Below are 20,181 nucleotides of genomic sequence, written 5' to 3'. Positions count from 1 at the left end.
GAGATGCCGATTGATTTGGGGATGGGGATTTGTTTTCACCGCAGGGACGGCGAACGCGGAACCGCTTGCCACGGGCGTCCGGTGAATGTCGTCCCAGCTGTATTGCAGTGCACACTTCGCCCCGGCGACTACGTTAATTGACGTATACAGAATCCGGAAACCCGGGCGGATAGTTTGCCTACGAACGGCAAAGGTCTCCCAAGCGCCGTCGTCAAAAGAACGAGAGGGGTTCACATCATGAAATTCAAATCCCAGATTCTGGGCGCGTTTCTGGCTGGCGCGCTCGCCACAACAGCATTTTCCAGCGTTCATGCCGCTGAAGACACCATCAAGGTCGGCGTGTTGCATTCGCTCTCCGGCACCATGGCAATCTCCGAGACGACGCTCAAGGATGCCATGCTGATGCTCATCGAAGAGCAGAACAAGAAGGGCGGCCTTCTCGGCAAGAAACTCGAGGCCGTCGTTGTCGATCCGGCCTCTGACTGGCCGCTGTTTGCTGAAAAAGCCCGCGAGCTGATTTCCGTCGATAAGGTCGCTGCTGTCTTTGGTTGCTGGACGTCGTCGTCGCGCAAATCGGTCCTGCCGGTTTTCGAAGAGCTGAATTCGATCCTGTTCTACCCGGTCCAGTACGAGGGTGAGGAATCCTCGCGCAACATCTTCTACACCGGTGCCGCTCCAAACCAGCAGGCCATCCCGGCCGTCGACTATCTGATGAACACCGAGGGCGTCGAACGTTTCGTGCTGGAAGGCACCGACTACGTCTATCCGCGCACCACCAACAAGATCCTCGAAGCCTATCTGATCGCCAAGGGTATCCCAAAAGAGGATATCATGATCAACTACACGCCATTCGGCTTCTCCGACTGGCAGACGGAAGTGACGAAGATCAAGGAATTCGGTTCGGCCGGCAAGAAGACGGCCGTCGTTTCGACCATCAACGGCGATGCCAACGTGCCGTTCTACAAGGAGCTCGGCAACAAGGGCATCAAGGCAACCGATATCCCGGTCGTCGCCTTCTCCGTCGGCGAAGAAGAGCTGGCCGGTCTCGATACCAAGCCGCTGGTTGGTCACCTCGCCGCGTGGAACTACTTCCAGTCCGTCGATGCGCCTGCCAATGCTGAATTCATCAAGCAGTGGCATGCCTTCACCAAGAATGACAAGCGCGTCACCAACGATCCGATGGAAGCCGCCTATATCGGCTTTAGTGCCTGGGTAAAGGCCGTCGAGGCTGCTGGAACCACCGAAACCGATGCCGTTCTCGACACGATCATCGGCACCAGCGTACCGAACCTTTCGGGCGGCTACTCCACCGTGATGCCGAACCACCACATCACCAAGCCGGTGCTGATCGGTGAAATCCAGGCCGACGGCCAGTTCGAAATCGTCCAGCAGACCCCACAGGTCGTTGGCGACGAATGGTCGGACTTCCTGCCGGACTCGAAGGATCTGATCTCCGATTGGCGCAAGCCGATGTCCTGCGGCAACTTCAACGTTGCAACGGGCAAGTGCGGCGGCAAAGGCTCCTGATGTCAACGATTACCCGCTGATTTCATCAAGCTCAGCATATTCCGGCAACGGCCTGACGGCCATTTCCCAGAAATCATTCTCATGACGTCTTGATTGAAATGCCAATACCCTCCGTCCAGACCCTGTCTGGGCGGAGGGACCTGCATCCCGACATCTGGCATGTTTTCTGCTTGGCTCAGTTGGGACGCGGCTCCTGGATGCCGGTCCCCATCGATGTGCTCGTCGAGCGAGCGGAGTGCGGAAAACTTAAGCAACAGCGCCGGCATAACGTGTGTTTCGTCAATGCACGGCGCCCGAGCCAACGGAACAAGAAGAGCTCATGTATCGCGCCATCCAAACCTTCCTTGTTGCTCTCTGCCTGCTGATCAGCTGCCTGGCAACGGGCCTGCGCGCTGAGGAGAACATCCGGCCGCTGGTCGATGCGCTGGGCGCTACGGCTTTCCCGCAGAAGATCGAGGCCGTCAAAGCGTTGGCCGCATCGGGTGATCCTAAGGTCGGTGACATCCTGAAGAACCTCAGCGACGGCAAGCTTTATGCGCCGAAGACCGGCGGTGCGGTCTATCTCGAAGGTTCGGCCGACGGTACCTATCTTGATGTGCTGACAGGGGCCGCGGTCTCTGATGCTCCCGGAAACCTTGCGAAAATCCGGTTGAACAATGGCCTGCGCGGGGCGATCGGCACGGCGCTCAGCCAGTTGACGCTTCTGAGTCCGGATCGTTCCGCCCGCCTTGCGGCGGCGCAGGACCTGCTCAAGGACGCCAATCCGGACAATCTGACCCTTTTGAATTCGGCACTGGTTGAGGAAAAGGATGCCGAGATCAAATCGACCATGGAAGCGGCGCGTGCCGTTATCCTGCTCAAGACCGACGCCACAGCCGAAGACAAGAAAGCCGCTATCGACACGATTGCCGCGCGCGGAAACCGCGACGCCCTGACGATTCTGACGGCAGCGATGGCCAATGCGCCTGATGACCTGAAGCCGGTGATCCAGACCCATGTCAATGCGATCGAGCGAAGCCTTGCCGTCTGGGATATCGCCCAAAACGTTTGGTATGGCCTGTCGCTCGGTTCCGTCCTGCTTCTCGCGGCCATCGGCCTTGCCATCACCTTCGGGGTCATGGGCATTATCAACATGGCCCATGGCGAGATGGTCATGCTCGGGGCCTACACGACCTACGTGGTGCAGCAGACGATCGCTGCGGTCGCGCCGGGAATGGCCGATTTTTCGCTGGCGTTTGCGGTTCCTGCGGCCTTTCTCTTCACCGGCCTGGTTGGCGTCGGCATCGAACGCAGCGTCATCCGCTGGCTTTATGGCCGTCCGCTCGAAACGCTGCTGGCCACCTGGGGCATCTCGCTGATCCTGCAGCAGGCGATCCGCACCATCTTCGGCCCGACCAACCGTCAGGTCGACAATCCAAGCTGGATGTCGGGTGCGTTCGAGATCGGCGGGCTTGCGATCACCTACAATCGCATGTGGATCATCGTCTTTTCGCTGGGTGTCTTCGTCGCCTTGCTGCTGCTGCTCAAACGCTCCAAGTTCGGCTTGCAGATGCGCGCGGTCACCCAGAACCGGCGGATGGCTTCGTCGATGGGTATCCGTACCCCCTGGGTCGATGCGCTCACATTCGGGCTCGGATCCGGCATTGCCGGCATGGCGGGGGTGGCGCTCAGCCAGATCGACAATGTCTCGCCCAATCTCGGCCAGAACTACATTATCGACAGTTTCATGGTCGTGGTCTTCGGCGGTGTCGGCAATCTCTGGGGGACGCTGGTGGGCGCGCTGACACTTGGCATCGCCAACAAGTTTCTGGAGCCCTATGCCGGTGCGGTGCTCGGCAAGATCCTCATTCTCATCTTCATCATTCTTTTCATCCAGCGGCGGCCACGCGGCCTGTTCGCGCTCAAGGGAAGGGCGGTCGAACAATGATCACGCAAATGCTTTTCAGCCAGCACGAAAAGAAGACGGTCTGGGCCGTTTGCCTCATCCTGCTTGCCGCAATCCTCGTACCGCTCGCCAATCTTCTGATCCCGGAAGACAGTGTCTTTCATGTCCCTGGCTATCTGGTGCCGCTGCTTGGCAAGTATCTTTGCTATGCGCTTCTGGCCTTGGCGCTTGATCTCGTCTGGGGCTATTGCGGCATTCTTTCGCTCGGTCATGGCGCGTTCTTCGCACTCGGCGGATATGCCATGGGCATGTATCTGATGCGCCAGATCGGCGATCGCGGCGTCTATGCTAATCCGCTGCTGCCGGATTTCATGGTGTTCCTCAACTGGCAGGAACTGCCGTGGTACTGGTATGGCTTCAACCATTTCGCCTTTGCAGCGCTGATGGTGCTTTTGGTGCCCGGATTGCTGGCCTTCGGCTTCGGCTGGTTTGCCTTCCGCTCGCGCGTTACCGGCGTCTATCTGTCGATCATCACCCAGGCGATGACCTATGCTCTGTTACTAGCCTTCTTCCGCAACGAGATGGGTTTTGGTGGTAACAATGGCCTGACCGATTTCAAGGAAATTCTCGGCTTCAACGTTCAGGCCGGTGGTACGCGCGCCGCACTTTTTGCGGCAACCGCCATCGCGCTGGCGTTGGCTCTGGTTCTGAGTTCCGCCATTGTCCGCTCAAAATACGGCAAGGTGCTGGTCGGCGTGCGCGATGCGGAAAGCCGGACCCGGTTTTTGGGCTACCGGGTCGAGAATATGAAGCTGTTTATCTTCACCGTCTCGGCGATGATGGCGGGCGTGGCCGGTGCGCTCTATGTGCCGCAGGTCGGCATCATCAACCCGGGAGAGTTCGCCCCGGCAAACTCGATCGAAGTGGTGATCTGGACGGCGGTTGGCGGGCGCGGCACGCTGATCGGCCCGATCATCGGCGCCATCCTCGTCAATTTCGGCAAAAGCGTGTTTACCGCGGCCTTCCCGGAATTCTGGCTGTTTGCACTCGGCGCCCTGTTCGTCGCCACGACCTTGTTCCTGCCAAAGGGCGTGGTCGGCACGGTCCAGCAGTTCCTCGCCCGGCGCAAGGAACAGAAACAAGCAGATGCCGCTGAAAAAGTCTATCAGGACAAGGCTGCGGCCAGGGCCGAAAGCCGGCTGGCCACGCTTGAACCCCTGGCTGCGGAGTAAGATCGATGGATGCAAAGACCTCACGCAGCCTGCTTTATCTCGATGGCGTCTCGGTATCGTTCGACGGGTTCAAGGCGCTGAATTCGCTGTCCTTCGTGGTTGAGCCCGGTGAACTCAGGGCTATCATCGGCCCGAACGGGGCAGGCAAGACGACGATGATGGATATCATCACCGGCAAGACCCGGCCGGATAGCGGCCAGGTGTTTTTCAACGGCGATATCGATCTGACCAAGAAGGACGAGGCCGACATCGCCCAGCTCGGCATCGGCCGGAAGTTTCAGAAGCCGACGGTGTTCGAAAGCCATACCGTCTGGGACAATATCGAGCTGGCGCTCAACCGGAAACGCGGCGTTTTCTCGACCCTGTTTTACCGGCTGACGGCGGAGGACAAGGTGCGTATCGACGAAATCCTCGAAACGGTGCGCATGACCGCGCGCAAGGACGATCTGGCCGCCAATCTCTCGCACGGGCAGAAACAGTGGCTGGAGATCGGCATGCTGCTCGCGCAGGAGCCGAAACTGCTTCTGGTCGATGAGCCCGTCGCCGGCATGACCGATGCGGAAACCGCCGAAACCGCCATCCTGCTCAAGGAAATCGCCAAGACCCGCTCGGTCGTCGTCGTCGAACACGACATGGGCTTCATCCGCGATCTCGGCGTCAAGGTGACGTGCCTGGCGGAAGGCTCGGTGCTGGCCGAAGGCTCGATCGATTTCGTCAGCAACGATCCGAAAGTGATCGAGAATTATCTGGGGCGGTGAGATGCATTATAACGTTTCGATGTTCTGCGGCCGGTGGATGCCGGTTTCACCCCCCTCTGTCGCTTTGCGACATCTCCCCCACAAGGGGGGAGATCATTCTCTTTCCTCGATTGCGCTGATGCCAATGGCAATCTCCCCCCTTGTGGGGGAGATGTCGACGCCGCCGACAGAGGGGGGTGAAGCCACAACTTCTGAAGGTGATCAACTATGCTGACCGTCGACAACATCAATCTCCATTACGGTGCGGCTCAAGCCCTCCGTGGCGTTTCCATTACAGCGCCCATGGGCAAGATCACCTGCGTTCTCGGCCGCAACGGCGTCGGCAAGACCAGCCTGCTTCGGGCGATTACCGGCCAGCATGGGCCAAGCGCCGGCACGATTACCTTCAACGATACGGTGCTGAACGGCATGGCGCCCTACAATCGGGCCAAGCACGGCATTGGTTTCGTGCCGCAGGGGCGCGAGGTCTTTCCGCTGCTGACGGTCAAGGAAAACCTGGAATCGGGCTATGCGCCGGTGGCGCGCAAGGACCGGTTCATTCCGGAGGATATCTTCAACCTCTTCCCCATCCTGCGCTCGATGCTCGGCCGCCGCGGCGGCGATCTGTCGGGCGGGCAGCAGCAGCAGCTGGCGATTGGCCGGGCGCTGGTCACCCGGCCCAAAATCCTCGTCCTCGATGAGCCGACGGAGGGTATCCAGCCATCGATCATCAAGGATATCGGCCGGGCGATCCAGTATCTGCGCGATTCCACCGGGATGGCGATTCTGCTTGTGGAACAATATCTTGACTTCTGCCGGGAGCTTGCAGACCATGTTTACATCATGGACCGTGGCGAGATCGTGCATGAAGGCCCGGCCGAGACGCTGGATACGCCGGAAGCGCGCCGCCACCTGACGGTTTGACGGCAGATGGCTGAAGTAGCAGCAGGGATCGCTCCGCAAAGGGCGTGGGGCAAAGGGCGGCTGGTGGCAAAGCCGTTTGCGGGGCGTACCCGGCTTGCCGAATTCTATCAGGAAGGCTGCGCCAAGATCCGGTTGCCGGACACATTCGACACCACGATGGAAGCGGTGCTGATCAACAGTTCCGGCGGTCTGACGGGGGGCGATCATATAGAATGGTCGTTTGCAGCCGGTGACGGCACCCACCTGACATTGACCACCCAGGCCTGCGAGAAAATCTATAAAGCCAGCGCCGGGACGGCCGCGGTGAGTGCGCGGATTTCGCTGGGGCAGGGAGCCACAGTGCATTGGCTGCCGCAGGAAACCATCCTGTTTGACCGGGCCTCGATATCGCGAAAGCTGGAGGTCGATCTTGCTGATGGGGCGGAATTTCTGGCGGTCGAGGCCGTGCTTCTGGGGCGCAAGGCGATGGGCGAGGCGATGCGGGAAGGCCTGTTTCAGGATCGCTGGCGCATTCGCAAGAATGGCGCGCTGCTGCATGCCGAAAATCTGCGGCTTTCCGGCGATATCTCCGGTTTGACGCAGGAACGCGCGGTGCTCGGCGGGCAGGTGGCTTTCGCGACCGTGTTTTACACCGGCGCTGATTGCGAGTTGCATCTCGACAAGCTGCGCGGTCTGATCGGCGGCATTGCGGGCGGCGTGAGCTGCTATCGGGTGGGAGGCGAAGACAAGCTGATTGCCCGCCTCGTTGCCGCCGATGGTTTTGCCTTGAGAAAAATCCTCATCCCGGTCATTTCGCACTTGCGCAAGGGCGCCTCTGTGCCGAAAGTCTGGAACCTGTAATTGACCCATAATCCCGGTGACCACGCATGAACCTGACACCTCGTGAAAAAGACAAATTGCTGATTTCGATGGCAGCCATGGTCGCCCGCCGGCGGCTGGAGCGCGGCGTCAAGCTCAACCATCCCGAAGCAATCGCCCTGATCACCGATTTTGTCGTCGAGGGTGCGCGCGATGGCCGCTCGGTGCCTGACCTGATGGAGGCGGGCGCTCATGTGATCACCCGCGCTCAGGTGATGGAAGGCATTCCCGAGATGATCCACGATATCCAGATTGAGGCGACGTTTCCGGATGGGACAAAGCTTGTCACCGTCCATGAACCCATTCGCTGAGGAAAGACCATGCTGCAACTGAGACCCAATTGCGAATGCTGCAACAAGGATCTGCCGCCTGGCAGCCGCGAAGCCATGATCTGCAGCTTCGAATGCACCTTCTGCACGCAGTGCGTCACCGATGTTCTCGATGGGCAATGCCCGAACTGTAGTGGCGAACTCGTGCGCCGCCCGGTTCGTCCAGCAGCCAAGCTCGGCAAGTTTCCGGCCTCCACCGAGCGCGTTCTGAAAGCCGAAGGCTGCGCGCCGATCAAGGCTGCCTGAAGAGGAGAGACGATACGATGATCCCCGGTGAAATCCTTGCGGCAGAGGGCGAGATCGAGCTGAATGCCGGGCTGGACACGGTATCGCTGGAGGTTTCCAATAGCGGTGACCGTCCCGTCCAGGTCGGCAGCCACTATCATTTTGCCGAAACCAATGCCGCCTTGCTGTTTGACCGGGCCGTGGCACATGGCAGGCGCCTGGATATTCCAGCCGGAACCGCGGTGCGCTTTGAGCCGGGACAGACGCGTAGCGTCACGCTCATTCCTTTTACCGGCAAGCGCGAGGTTTACGGCTTCCGCCAGAAGGTCATGGGCAAGCTATGAGGCGTTTCCTCCTCACGTCAGTTTCGCTTGCGGTCACGTTGTTTCAAGGCGTTCTCCTTGCACAGGCGCAAGAGGATCCGCAGGTCGATTGCGCCAATGCAATGACCCAGGCGGATATGAACATTTGCGCCAACAAGGATTATGAGGCGGCCGATACGGAGCTGAACGCGGTCTACAAGAAGGCCATGGCGGCGATGAAGGATACCGACAAGGAAATGGCCGGTATCGCCCCCAGCTATGTCGGTGCCGTCGAAGCTCTGAAGAAGGCCCAGCGCGCCTGGATTGATTATCGCGACGGCCAATGCGAACTGGCCGGTTTCGAGGCGCGGGGCGGTTCGATGGAGCCGATGCTGGTCTCCGGTTGCCTGGCGGACCTGACCAAGAAGCGAACCGAGGAACTGAAGGGCCTGACGGAAGGTGCTGGAAACTGAGGTGTCCGTGACCGCGAGCCGGACCATCATGATCGTTGGCAATGGTCCGGTGCCGGATGGTGCGGCCGCCATCATCGATGCGGCTGATCTGGTGATCCGCTTCAACGATTGCCGTTCCTGCGGAGCGGGTGGGGAGAAGACGGATATCGTTGCCGTCTGCAACACCGGACGTCCGGCGCTGGCCATGCTGGGGGGCGGGATGTGGAAGACGAAAGCGGCGGTGCGGCGGGCAAGCGCGATCTGGTGCGTTCGTGATGGAGACAAGTTTCAGGCGTTGCGGCCGCAGCTGGCTTTGACGCATCCGGATCTTGATGATCTCTGCGACGATTATACCGATGGTTTTCGCACCTTTGCCCAGGCGACCGGCCGCGCCTTTCATACGATCCCGGCGTCTACGCATGAGCGTGTCGATGCGGGGCTGAAGCCATTCGACCCCGGCGAATATGTCGTGCCGAGCAGCGGTTTGATTGCGATTGCCGAAGTGCTGGCTCATTGGCGCCGCCCGACGAATCGCGTGGTTCTTGCCGGTTTTGGCCATGCGGGCTGGGAGTGGCATCCTTTTTCTGCCGAGCGCCGTTATGTCGATGACCTGATTTCCAAGGGGCAGCTGTTGCGCCTCGATCCGACCAGTTTACCCGCCTTTGCTCAGGGAGCCTGAAAGCCATGTCCTACAAAATGTCGCGCGCGGCCTATGCCAGCATGTTCGGCCCCACCACCGGCGACAAGGTTCGGCTGGCCGATACCGAGCTGTTCATCGAGGTGGAAAAGGATTTCACCACCTATGGCGACGAGGTGAAGTTTGGCGGTGGCAAGGTCATTCGCGACGGCATGGGCCAGAGCCAGGCCACGCGGGCGCAAGGGGCGGTCGATACCGTCATCACCAATGCGCTGATTGTTGATCATACCGGCATCGTCAAGGCCGATATCGGCTTGAAGAACGGCCGGATCGCTGCGATCGGCAAGGCTGGTAACCCGGACACCCAGCCGGGGGTGACCATCATTGTCGGTCCGTCGACGGAGGTGATTGCCAGCGAAGGCAAAATCATTACGGCAGGTGGCATGGATGCCCATATCCATTACATTTGCCCGCAGCAGATCGAGGAAGCCCTGATGTCGGGGATCACCACGATGCTTGGCGGCGGCTCCGGCCCGGCGCATGGCACGCTGGCAACCACGTGCACCGGCGCGTGGCATATCGAGCGGATGATCGAGAGCTTTGATGCCTTTCCAATGAATCTCGCGCTGGCTGGCAAGGGCAACGCCTCGCTTCCGGCGCCGATCGAGGAGATGATCCTTGCCGGGGCCTCCAGCTTGAAGCTGCACGAGGACTGGGGCACGACGCCAGCCGCCATCGACAATTGCCTGTCGGTTGCCGATGCCTTTGACGTGCAGGTGATGATCCACACCGATACGCTGAACGAAAGCGGTTTCGTCGAAGATACGATCGGGGCCATCAAGGGGCGCACGATCCATGCCTTTCACACCGAAGGCGCGGGCGGCGGCCATGCCCCTGATATCATCAAGATCTGCGGCCAGCCGAACGTCATCCCGTCCTCAACGAACCCGACCCGGCCCTACACGGTCAATACACTTGCCGAGCATCTCGACATGCTGATGGTCTGCCATCACCTGTCGCCGTCGATCCCGGAAGACATTGCCTTTGCCGAAAGCCGTATCCGCAAGGAGACGATCGCAGCCGAAGACATCCTGCATGATATCGGCGCGTTCTCGATCATTTCGTCCGACAGTCAGGCCATGGGCCGCGTTGGCGAGGTGGCGATCCGCACCTGGCAGACGGCCGACAAGATGAAACGGCAACGGGGCCCGCTGCCGCAGGAGACCGGCGAGAACGACAACTTTCGCGTCCGGCGCTATATCGCCAAATACACGATCAACCCCGCGATCGCGCAGGGCCTTTCGCATGAGATCGGCTCGATCGAAGTCGGCAAGCGTGCCGATCTGGTGATGTGGAATCCGGCGTTCTTCGGGGTGAAGCCCGATATGGTGCTTCTTGGCGGCATGATCGCGGCTGCCCCGATGGGGGATCCGAACGCCTCGATCCCGACGCCACAGCCGGTGCATTACCGGCCGATGTTTGGCGCCTTTGGCAAGGCACGAACCAATTCGTCCGTCACCTTCGTATCGCAGGCATCGCTCGATGGTGGGCTGCAGGCGCGGCTCGGTGTTGCCAAGCAGCTCGTTGCGGTGAAGAACACCCGTGGTGGCATCGGCAAGGCCTCGATGATCCACAATAGCCTGACGCCGCATATTGAGGTGGACCCCGAAACCTACGAGGTTCGGGCCGATGGCGAGCTCTTGACCTGCGAACCCGCAACGGTGCTACCGATGGCGCAGCGCTACTTCATGTTCTAGCGCGGTTGTTGATCGAGAAAGAATGCTGATGTCCTGGAGACGGCCCGTGCGCTGGCTGGCGGCCGCTGTGTTTACCGCGGTCTTGGCGATTGTTGCCGGGACATTCGTGCCTCGGCCTTTGTGGCATACCGCGAAAGCCGATGCGGAAACGAGGGAGACGCATCGGATTCTTGTGCTGTCCAACCCGATCCATACGGACATTGCCATTCCAGTCACTGCCGAAACGCTGGGCCGTTTTCCGTTTCTCGCGGAAAGCGGCATGCCGGTTGCGCATCCGGACGCACGCTGGCTGGTTTTCGGCTGGGGTGGCCGGGCGTTTTATATCGAGACGCCCACATGGTCGGAGTTGAAACCGGTGCCATTGTTCAAGGGGCTGACGCTTGATCGCTCGGTCATCCATGCCGATGTCGCGGGCGAGATTCTCGAGCCCGCCGATCATGTTGCGGGTTTTGAGATCGGGCCGGATGAATACGAACGGCTGCTATCCTTCATCGAAGCGAGCTTTATGTCAGCAGGCGGCCGAATCGAGGCGATTCCGGATGTTGCCTACGGCGCCAATGACCGTTTTTTCGAGGCCAACGGCTGGTTCACTGCTGTCCTTGGCTGCAATACCTGGACGGCCAAGGCGCTTCGCGAGGCAGGGTTGCGAACCGGCTGGTGGAATCCATTACCGATTTCCCTGTCGGCATCGCTGGCGCTGTATAATTGAAATAATTGACTTTTTGTCGCAGGCACAGGCATGCGCTGAGTGCAGGTCAGCCATGCGGCGAGTGTTTTTCGTCGCCTTTGTGCTGCATCGCAGCAGCCATTGCTATAGAAAAAGGGTCACTTCCTGCGCCGGGTTCCTCCCAAGACCTGCCGCGCGGGACGTTTATCTTTCAAGGAGTATCCATCATGATCATTGGCAGAAAAGTTCCGTCCGTTACCTTCCGCACGCGTATTCGCGACGAAGCCGTTGGCGGTGCCAATCCATTCCGCTGGCAGGATGTTTCGTCGGCCGATTATTTCGCCGGCAAGCGCGTCATCCTGTTTTCGCTGCCGGGCGCGTTTACGCCGACCTGCTCGACCTTTCAGCTTCCCGACTTCGAAAAGCTGACGGCTGATTTCCGTGCCGAGGGCATTGATGAAATCTACTGCATCTCCGTCAACGACGCCTTCGTGATGAATGCCTGGGGCAAGTCGCAGAACCTCGAAAACGTCAAGCTCATTCCTGATGGCTCCGGCGAGTTTACCCGCAAGATGGGCATGCTCGTTTCCAAGGACAATCTCGGCTTCGGTATGCGTTCCTGGCGTTATGCCGCCGTCATCAATGACGGTGTCGTCGAACAGTGGTTCGAGGAAGAAGGCTATTGCGACAATGCCGACAACGACCCGTATGGCGTCTCGTCGCCGCAGAACATCCTCGGCGCGCTGCAGTCGGAAAAGATCGCTGCCTGATTTCAGGCAAGGGTGATTTTCGTCAAATCCGGCGCCGGGCCTGTTTGGTCTGGCGCCGGATTTTTTTGTTGTTACAGTCATATGATTGAATTTGAAGGCTCGTTGAATGCCCTATCGCTCGACTGAGATCCTGTCGCCCGGTCCAACCGACAAGACAGCGCTGCATACGATTGCTCTTGCCCATGACAAGCGGCACCTGCGCCGCAAATTGCTGCATCTCGACAATGACGATGTGGTGATGCTTGACCTGAAGGAGCCCGTCATGCTGGCTGATGGCGATCTTCTGGTATTGGACACCGGGGAGTATGTCCGCATCGCTGCGATTGATGAGCCGCTCTATGACATTCGCCCGCGAGATCCCCTCCACCTGATCGAACTCGCCTGGCATCTCGGCAATCGGCACCTTGCCGCAGAAATCCGGCTGGAGCGGATTTTGATTCTGCGTGATCCGGTGATCAAGGCGATGCTGGAAGGTCTGGGCGCTGCGATCAGTGAGGTGACGGAACCGTTTCAGCCGATGCGCGGTGCCTATCATGGCTCCGGTGGACATTCGCATGGTCATGGCGGCCACCATCACGCCCATGACTGATCATGCCGACACCAAAGCGCTGCTGCGGCTGGTGACATGGTTGTCGCCAGCCTTTCCGGTCGGGGCGTTCTCCTATTCCGGTGGGCTTGAGCAGGCGGTGCACGATGGTCTGGTGCGTGACGCGCCGGGGCTTACGCGATGGCTGAAGGCGTTGATCGAACATGGTTCGAGCTGGAATGATGCCGTACTTCTGGCCGAGAGTTATCGGGCTTGTGGAGATACACCTCGACTGGCGGAGTTAAGAGAACTCGCTGAAGCCCTTGCCGGATCGCGCGAGCGCCATATGGAAACCATGCTGCAAGGAGAGGCGTTCCTGATGGCAGCTGCCCATTGGCCGCATCCGGTGCTCGATACCCTGACAGGTGCGGTTGCCTATCCTGTTGCCGTTGGGGCGATTGCGGGCGCGCATGGCACGGGACTTGAGCCGCCGCTGGCTGCCTACCTGCATTCGACGGCATCCAATCTGGTTTCGGTGGCAATCCGTTGCGGGGTGATCGGGCAGACACACGGAGTTGCTGTGCTTGCCGGGCTGGAACCGGTGATCGCTGAAACAGCGGCACGGGCTGCGACGAGCACGCTGGACGATCTTGGTTCCGCGACCATCACGGCCGATATTTCAGCGCTGCGCCATGAGACTTTGCATTCGCGGCTCTTTCGGTCCTGACAGTTTCGAGCCCGCTTTCTTGAAAGGAATATTACGATGAAATCTGCCAATGGCCCCCTTCGCGTCGGAATCGGCGGTCCAGTCGGCTCCGGCAAGACAGCGTTGACCGACAAGCTCTGCAAGGCGATGCGCGAAACATATTCGGTCGCCGTCGTCACCAATGATATCTACACCAAGGAAGATGCCGAGGCGCTGGTACGCATGCAGGCACTGCCGTCGGACCGGATCGTTGGCGTCGAGACCGGCGGTTGTCCGCACACGGCAATCCGGGAAGATGCGACGATCAACCTGCAGGCCATTGCCGATCTCAACCGGCGCATTCCGGATCTCGACGTCATCTTCATCGAATCCGGTGGTGACAATCTGGCAGCGACCTTTTCGCCTGATCTTGCCGACATCACCATCTATGTCATTTCCGTCTGCCAGGGCGAGGAAATCCCGCGCAAGGGCGGACCGGGGATCACACGCTCGGACCTTCTGGTGATCAACAAGAAGGACCTGGCGCCCTATGTCGGTGCCGATCTCGACGTCATGGAGCGGGACGCCAACCGTATGCGTGCTGCGCGGCCTTTCGTGTTTTCCGACATGAAACGCGGCGACGGTATCGAGACGATCGTCGATTTTCTGAGGGTTGAAGGCGGGCTGTGAAGAGAGCGCTGTTTCAAGACGAAAAAGCCCGGCCGCATTTATGAGGCGGCCGGGCTTTTTGAGGGGGGCGAGCTGGAACTATTCCGCTGCGAGCGCGGGGTGGTTGATGACGTTGCCGCCGCGTTTGGGGGCTTCCAGCTTGTCGAGCCGTTTTTGCAACTCGTCGATCGTCTTGCCCTGATCCGTGACGATGCCCGTCAATGCTTCGTTTTCAAGCACCTCCAGTTCCTCATCCTTCTTGCCGACCATGCGGCCGAACAGCCAGCCCATCAGGCGGGATACGTCGTCCATGATCAGGAAGAACGACGGCACGACGAGAAGCGAGAGCACGGTGGATACGATGATGCCGCCGATAACGGCGATCGCCATCGGTGCGCGGAACGAACCGCCTTCGCCGACACCGAGTGCTGAGGGAATCATACCCGCCGACATGGCGATGGATGTCATGATGATCGGCTGAGCGCGTTTGCGGCCGGCCTCGATCATGGCCTGGACACGTTCCATGCCCTGACGCTTCATCTCGACGGCGAAGTCGACCAGCAGGATGGCGTTCTTGGTGACGATACCCATCAGCATCAGGACACCGATCATGACCGGCATCGAGAATGCATTGCGGGTCAGGATCAACGCCACAGCGACGCCGCCGATTGCCAGCGGCAGCGACAGGAGAATGGTGAAGGGCTGGATCACATCCTTGAACAATAGGATGAGCACCACCAGCACCATCAGCAATCCGAGCAGCATGGCGTTGCCGAAGCTCTGCATCATCTCGCTCTGGATCTTGGTATCGCCGCTCTCGGCAAGCCGAACGGTCGATGGCAGCTTCGTCTCGTCGACGATCCGCTTGAACTCTGCGGTCGAGGTATCGAGCGCGGTCCCCTGCGGCACATCGGAGCCGATCGAGGCCACCTTGTTGCGAGCATTGCGCAGGATTGAGCTTGGTCCTTCGGAATAGCTGATATCGGCAACGCTATCGATCGGAACCGTCGAGCCAGACGCGGTCTTCACCTTCAGGGCGCCGATCGCTGCGAGGTCACGGCGAACGTCAAGTGACGTCTGTACCCGGATCGGGATCAGCCGGTTGTCGAGCGAGATCTTGGTCAGTGCTGCATCGACATCACCGGTCGTAGCAACGCGGATCGTCTGGGAAATCTGCTGCGGCGTGATGCCGAGACGTGCGATTTCATCCTTCCGCGGATGAATCTGCAGTTCCGGCCGGGGCAGGGCGCCTTCCGAGCTGACGTTGGACAGGATGGGTGACGCGCGCAGTTTGCCTTCCAGCAGGCTGACGGCCGCATTCAGGTCGTCCTCGTTGGACGACAGGAAGTTGAAGGTCAGTTCACGTTCGCCGCGATCGTTCAGCTTGGTGATGCGTACATCCGGAATGCCGCGCAGGTTGGCGAAGATGTCCTTTTCGACGTCCCACTGCGGACGTGTCCTGCCATCCATCTTCATCTTCGGCATATACTGCCCGATCAGCGGAAGATTGCCGAGACCCTTGTTGACCAGGGTTTTGACAAGCGAATGGTCGATGGTCCCGAGAATGATGCGGACCGTTGCACGGCGCAGTTCAAGATCGCCCTTCGGCGAGGCGCCGCCGAGCACGAAGACGCTCTCCACGCCATCGATACCGCGCACAGCGTTGTAGATCTGTTCAGTTGTGGCGTCGGTTTCAGCAAGAGTTGCGTTTGGCGGCAATTCGACCGACAGCACGACGCGCGATGAATCGTCCGGCGGCATGAAGCTGCCTGGCACCTGCGCCATCAGAGCCAGGGAACCTGCCAGGAAGGCGAAAGCGGCGAGCATCGTTGCGTAGCGCATATACCAGCGCCGGGTCGTGGCGCTGACCAGCCAGGTATAGCCCTTCATCATGCGCCCATCATTGTCATGATGGTCGTCAACGCCGTCCTCGGGCTTCATCAGGTAGGCTGCCATCAGTGGCGTGATCAGACGCGCGACCATCAGCGAGAAGAAGACGGAGAAGGCGACCGTCAAGCCGAACTGAATGAAATATTGTCCGGCAATACCGGGCATGAACGAGACCGGCACGAAGACGGCGATGATGGTGAAGCTGGTGGCGATAACCGCTAGCCCGATTTCGTCGGCGGCGTCGAGCGAGGCCCGGTACGGCGTCTTTCCCATCTTGATATGCCGGGCAATATTCTCGATTTCGACGATCGCGTCATCGACGAGAATACCCGTCGCCAGTGTCAATGCCAGGAAGCTGACGAGATTGAGCGAGAAGCCCATCAGATCCATGATCCAGAATGTCGGGATCGCGGACAGGGGCAGGGCAACCGCGGCGATAAGCGTCGCCCGCCAGTTTCTCAGGAAGAGAAGCACGACGATAACGGCAAGGATCGAGCCTTCCAGCAGCGTGTGCAGCGCAGCTTCATAGTTGCCGTAGGTGAAATAGACCGAGTCATCGACCATTGCGATGTTGACTTGGGGATGGGCGGCACGAACCGTATCGAGGCTTTTCGCCACGGTTTCTGCGACGGTGACTTCGCTGGCGCCCTTGGATCGGAACACTGCGAAGGTGACCGATGCGTCACCATTGAAGCGAGAGAAGGATTTCTGCTCTTCATAGGTATCGGTGACGGTGCCGAGATCGGAGAGTTTTACGAACCGGCCATTGGGCAGCGCGATCGTCGTATTGGCGAGCTGGGCCACGTTGCGGGCGTCGCCGAGTGTACGGATGGTCTGCTCGTTCCCGCCGATCTGACCGCGGCCCGAGCCGAGGTCAACGTTGGTGCTGCGCAGCTGATTGTTGACATCCGGGGCTGTGATGCCGAAGGAATCGAGCTTGTTCGGATCAAGCTCGACCTTGATTTCCCGGTCGGAGCCGCCGTAACGGTCAATCCGGCCAACGCCGACCTGACCCTGCAGGGCGCGCTTGATGGTATCATCGACGAACCAGGAGAGTTCCTCCAGCGTCATATCAGGCGATGTGACGGAGAAAGTCTGGATGGCTTGGCCTTCGACATCGATCTTGGTGACGACAGGCTCTTCAACGTCGGCAGGCAGATCGCTGCGGATGCGGTCGATCGCGTCCTTGGTGTCCTGGACGGCTTCTTCCGTGGGCTTTTCGATACGGAAAACGACTGAAGTGACCGACTGTCCGTCGGTAACCGTGGATTGGATTTCGTCAACACCGGCGATCGAGGCAACGGCGTCCTCGACCTCCTTGGTCACCTGCATTTCCAGTTCCGACGGCGAGGCGCCGTTCTGGGTCACGGTGATCGCGACCACCGGGACGTCGATGTTCGGGAACCGGGTGATCGGCAATGCGTAGAACGATTGAATTCCCAGGTAGAGCAGAAGCGCGAAACCCAGGATCGGCGCGATCGGGTTGCGGATGGACCAAGCAGAAAAGTTCATCTCTTTGACCTCGATCAGTTCGATACGGTTTCGGCGGCCGCAAGCACGGGTTTGATACGATCACCATCGCGCACGAAGGCGCCGGCTTTCGTAATCACCCGGTCGCCCTGCTTCAGCCCGCTGCGGATTTCGATATATCCGTTGTCCTGTATGCCGGTTTCAACTTGCGCAACATGTGCCACGTCACCCTCGACCTTGCGGGCGACCATGCCGTCCTTCGTATTGGTGACCGCCGAAAGCGGCAGGACGAGCGCCTGTTTTTCCGTGACGATGATCTGCGCCCGTGCATACATGCCAACCCTGGCTTTTTCGGGTTCCAGCAGGCTGATATAGACACTGCCGAGGCGGGTCTGGGTGTCGATCACCGGCGAAATCAGGCGGATTCTCCCGTCGATCTGCGTCTTGCCGTCGGCAAGCGTTACCTTTGCCTTCTGGCCGATCTCAAGCTTAGGCAGGTCGGTTTCGATAACTTCCGCCTTCATCTCGACGGCACCATCGCGAATGATGGTGAACAGCGGCTCACCGGCGCCATTCGCAATGGCCCCAACCTTTGCGGTGCGTGCCGAGACCACGCCGGTTACTGGCGTTTTCACATCCGTGCGGACAAGCCGCAGATCGACATCGGAAATCTGCGCCTCAACGACCTTGATATCCGCCTTGGCGACAGAGACCAACTGGTCAGCCGAGCGGACGCGCGCAAGCGCTGCGGTGGCGGCGGCTTTTTCCTGGTCACGCTGCGCTGTCGACATCGAACCCGCCTCGGCGAGCTTTTTTGATCGTTCGCTGACCCGGACGGCTTCATCCGCATTGGCCTGCGCTTCCGCAAGTTGTGCCTGATATTGGGCAAGAGCGGCCTCAGCCTTGGCAAGGCTTGCGGCATATTGGCTCTTTTGCAGCACAAGCATATCCTGGTTCAGGGTGGCGAGCGTACTCTCTGCCTCAACCCGGTCACCGACATCGGCGTTCAGCGTGCGAATGGAAAGCCCGTCGACCAGCGGGGAGACATAGGTCTCATCGACGGCTTTCACCGCACCGGTTGCCACGACCCGATCGACAATCGGCCTGGATGCCACCTCGGTTACGACAATGGACGGCAATGTCTGCGTGGCTTCCGGCTTGGCGGCCTCCTGCGCGAATGCCGTGCCGGATAGCAAAGTCAGCAAAAGAGCAGTGGAAATTCCAAACGCAAACGTCGTGTTACGGGCCATCGGCTCACTTTCCTCGAATTCCGGATAAATCAGTTCGCTGACGCCGAAAACATTGCCTGGATGGGCCGGTCGCCGTCATATGCAGGAAAGGAAGGAAATAGCGCGCCGGTTGCAATTACGTTACGCGTAAATTTTCTCCCGCATCCTCCTCAGAATGCCTTCGGGCTCTATTTAGTTAGAGCCATTCGGCTATGCAAGATCATAGAAATAAAGAATGGTGCCTCATTATTTTATTTGTTGGGTGCCATCAATGCAACTTCCGTTTTATGTCTTTTTGTTGCGCAAACGTATTTGCAAGTGTTGCAAATGAGAAACGCGCGGGAACCAGCCCGCGCGTTTCTTCTGTCAAAAGTACTATAAAAACGCCTATTTGAGAGCGGCGTCAGTAATCTCATGCGTGAAGGCGCCTGATGGTTCCTTGCTGATAACGGGGTCGGATCCACCCTTCAGCAGCGAAGCAACGGTGCGTTTGTAGTCGGCGTCATCCAGCGCGCCGTTCGAGCCTGCCGTCAATTTGGCAACTTCACTCATCATGCGCTTCTGGTGTTCTTCCGTCTGGGCGCCGGTAGCGTCGTTCTCAAGAACGATGCCGGCGGCTTCGTCGGTGTTTTGCTCGGCGTATTTCCAGCCCTTCATCGAAGCGCGCACGAACTTGACCATCTTTTCCTTGAAGGCCGGATCCTTGAGCTTGTCTTCAAGCACGTAGAGACCGTCTTCCAAGGTTGCGACGCCCTGATCCTGATACTTGAAGACCACCAGGTCATCCGGCTTGATGCCGGCGTCGATGACCTGCCAATATTCGTTATAGGTCATGGTCGAGATGCAGGCAGCCTGCTTCTGGATCAGCGGATCGACGTTGAAGCCCTGCTTCAGGACGGTGACGCCATCCGGGCCGCCATCGGTCTTGAGACCGAGTTGGCTCATCCAGGACAGGAACGGATATTCGTTGCCGAAGAACCAGACGCCGAGTGTCTTGCCCTTGAAATCGGCAGGAGAGGCGACGCCGGATTCCTTCAGGCAGGTCAGCATCATGCCCGAGGACTTGAACGGCTGGGCGATGTTGACGAGCGCCACGCCCTTTTCGCGGGTTGCAAGCGCAGATGGCATCCAGTCGACGACGACATCGGCGCCGCCACCGGCGATGACCTGCGGAGGTGCGATGTCCGGGCCGCCCGGCTTGATCTCGACATCGAGACCTTCGGCTTCATAAAAACCCTTGTCCTTGGCGACGTAATAGCCGGCGAACTGGGCCTGCGTGACCCATTTCAGCTGCAGCACCACCTTGTCGGCGGCCATGGCATGGAATGCGGACAGCGAAAAAGCGCTTGCCAGCAGCAATGATGCAAGTCTTGTCTTCATGTCAGTTCCCTCTTTTTTGTTGTACCCGCC

The 20,181-nt window shown here is 59.4% G+C and carries 20 protein-coding genes; 17 read left to right on the top strand and 3 right to left on the bottom strand.

All coding sequences use genetic code 11. The annotated features are described in order from the left end of the window. Nucleotides 1–237: 237 nt before the first annotated feature. The 17 genes from urtA (at nucleotide 238) to ureG (ending at nucleotide 14,203) form a co-directional block, all read left to right on the top strand. Nucleotides 238–1,527, top strand: coding sequence for an urea ABC transporter substrate-binding protein (gene urtA / locus ACSQ3J_RS16160; RefSeq protein WP_060505916.1), 1,290 nt, complete (start codon nucleotides 238–240; stop codon nucleotides 1,525–1,527). Nucleotides 1,528–1,846: 319 nt separating this feature from the next. Beyond that, nucleotides 1,847–3,454: an urea ABC transporter permease subunit UrtB gene (urtB, locus tag ACSQ3J_RS16155; protein WP_060505914.1), complete on the top strand. Its 1,608-nt coding sequence runs from the start codon at nucleotides 1,847–1,849 to the stop codon at nucleotides 3,452–3,454. Further along, nucleotides 3,451–4,644 carry an urea ABC transporter permease subunit UrtC gene (gene urtC / locus ACSQ3J_RS16150; RefSeq protein ID WP_060505913.1) on the top strand — a complete coding sequence of 398 codons (1,194 nt, stop codon included), beginning with the start codon at nucleotides 3,451–3,453 and terminating at the stop codon, nucleotides 4,642–4,644. Before urtB ends, urtC begins: the two co-directional genes overlap by 4 nt. 5 nt (nucleotides 4,645–4,649) lie before the next feature. Beyond that, entirely contained in the window at nucleotides 4,650–5,402 is a 753-nt protein-coding gene (gene urtD / locus ACSQ3J_RS16145) for an urea ABC transporter ATP-binding protein UrtD (RefSeq protein WP_436039544.1), read from the top strand. Between the two features lie 207 nt (nucleotides 5,403–5,609). Continuing rightward, nucleotides 5,610–6,305, top strand: coding sequence for an urea ABC transporter ATP-binding subunit UrtE (gene urtE, locus ACSQ3J_RS16140; RefSeq protein WP_060505911.1), 696 nt, complete (start codon nucleotides 5,610–5,612; stop codon nucleotides 6,303–6,305). 6 nt (nucleotides 6,306–6,311) lie between these two features. Beyond that, nucleotides 6,312–7,145 carry an urease accessory protein UreD gene (locus ACSQ3J_RS16135; RefSeq protein WP_060505910.1) on the top strand — a complete coding sequence of 278 codons (834 nt, stop codon included), beginning with the start codon at nucleotides 6,312–6,314 and terminating at the stop codon, nucleotides 7,143–7,145. Nucleotides 7,146–7,171: 26 nt separating this feature from the next. Beyond that, nucleotides 7,172–7,474: an urease subunit gamma gene (locus ACSQ3J_RS16130; RefSeq protein ID WP_037099076.1), complete on the top strand. Its 303-nt coding sequence runs from the start codon at nucleotides 7,172–7,174 to the stop codon at nucleotides 7,472–7,474. Nucleotides 7,475–7,483: 9 nt separating this feature from the next. After that, entirely contained in the window at nucleotides 7,484–7,738 is a 255-nt protein-coding gene (locus ACSQ3J_RS16125) for a DUF1272 domain-containing protein (protein WP_060505909.1), read from the top strand. Between the two features lie 17 nt (nucleotides 7,739–7,755). Beyond that, on the top strand, nucleotides 7,756–8,061 hold the full coding sequence (locus tag ACSQ3J_RS16120; RefSeq protein WP_060505908.1) for an urease subunit beta: 306 nt from the start codon (nucleotides 7,756–7,758) through the stop codon (nucleotides 8,059–8,061). Continuing rightward, nucleotides 8,058–8,492: a lysozyme inhibitor LprI family protein gene (locus ACSQ3J_RS16115; protein WP_082512269.1), complete on the top strand. Its 435-nt coding sequence runs from the start codon at nucleotides 8,058–8,060 to the stop codon at nucleotides 8,490–8,492. The genes ACSQ3J_RS16120 and ACSQ3J_RS16115 overlap by 4 nt, the downstream gene beginning before the upstream one ends. A 7-nt stretch (nucleotides 8,493–8,499) precedes the next feature. After that, the gene (locus ACSQ3J_RS16110) at nucleotides 8,500–9,150 is read left to right on the top strand and encodes a hypothetical protein (protein WP_060506085.1); all 651 of its coding nucleotides are present in this window, start codon (nucleotides 8,500–8,502) and stop codon (nucleotides 9,148–9,150) included. Nucleotides 9,151–9,155: 5 nt separating this feature from the next. Continuing rightward, nucleotides 9,156–10,865 (top strand): urease subunit alpha, encoded by a 1,710-nt coding sequence (gene ureC, locus ACSQ3J_RS16105; protein ID WP_436039542.1) that lies wholly within the window; start codon nucleotides 9,156–9,158, stop codon nucleotides 10,863–10,865. Nucleotides 10,866–10,893: 28 nt separating this feature from the next. Next, the gene (locus ACSQ3J_RS16100; RefSeq protein ID WP_060506084.1) at nucleotides 10,894–11,574 is read left to right on the top strand and encodes a TIGR02117 family protein; all 681 of its coding nucleotides are present in this window, start codon (nucleotides 10,894–10,896) and stop codon (nucleotides 11,572–11,574) included. Nucleotides 11,575–11,762: 188 nt separating this feature from the next. Next, a complete protein-coding gene (locus tag ACSQ3J_RS16095) occupies nucleotides 11,763–12,302 on the top strand; it encodes a peroxiredoxin (RefSeq protein ID WP_060506083.1) in 540 nt (179 codons plus the stop codon). Between the two features lie 106 nt (nucleotides 12,303–12,408). Continuing rightward, a complete protein-coding gene (ureE, locus tag ACSQ3J_RS16090) occupies nucleotides 12,409–12,891 on the top strand; it encodes an urease accessory protein UreE (RefSeq protein ID WP_060505906.1) in 483 nt (160 codons plus the stop codon). Continuing rightward, a complete protein-coding gene (locus tag ACSQ3J_RS16085; protein WP_060506082.1) occupies nucleotides 12,884–13,555 on the top strand; it encodes an urease accessory protein UreF in 672 nt (223 codons plus the stop codon). The genes ureE and ACSQ3J_RS16085 overlap by 8 nt, the downstream gene beginning before the upstream one ends. Nucleotides 13,556–13,591: 36 nt before the next feature. Next, complete coding sequence (gene ureG / locus ACSQ3J_RS16080) at nucleotides 13,592–14,203, top strand: urease accessory protein UreG (protein WP_060505905.1); 612 nt, start codon at nucleotides 13,592–13,594, stop codon at nucleotides 14,201–14,203. Between the two features lie 78 nt (nucleotides 14,204–14,281). Here ureG and ACSQ3J_RS16075 read toward each other — a convergent pair whose 3' ends face one another. The 3 genes from ACSQ3J_RS16075 to ACSQ3J_RS16065 form a co-directional block, all read right to left on the bottom strand. Further along, the gene (locus ACSQ3J_RS16075) at nucleotides 14,282–17,584 is read right to left on the bottom strand and encodes an efflux RND transporter permease subunit (RefSeq protein ID WP_060505904.1); all 3,303 of its coding nucleotides are present in this window, start codon (nucleotides 17,582–17,584) and stop codon (nucleotides 14,282–14,284) included. 14 nt (nucleotides 17,585–17,598) lie between these two features. Then, nucleotides 17,599–18,792 carry an efflux RND transporter periplasmic adaptor subunit gene (locus ACSQ3J_RS16070; RefSeq protein ID WP_436039540.1) on the bottom strand — a complete coding sequence of 398 codons (1,194 nt, stop codon included), beginning with the start codon at nucleotides 18,790–18,792 and terminating at the stop codon, nucleotides 17,599–17,601. 366 nt (nucleotides 18,793–19,158) lie between these two features. Further along, nucleotides 19,159–20,151 (bottom strand): ABC transporter substrate-binding protein, encoded by a 993-nt coding sequence (locus ACSQ3J_RS16065; protein ID WP_037099053.1) that lies wholly within the window; start codon nucleotides 20,149–20,151, stop codon nucleotides 19,159–19,161. Nucleotides 20,152–20,181 lie beyond the last annotated feature (30 nt).

The organism is Rhizobium sp. LjRoot98 (assembly GCF_964252935.1).
In the GTDB taxonomy this organism is placed as follows: domain Bacteria; phylum Pseudomonadota; class Alphaproteobacteria; order Rhizobiales; family Rhizobiaceae; genus Pararhizobium.
This window is presented reverse-complemented; position numbering and strand designations above follow the sequence as displayed.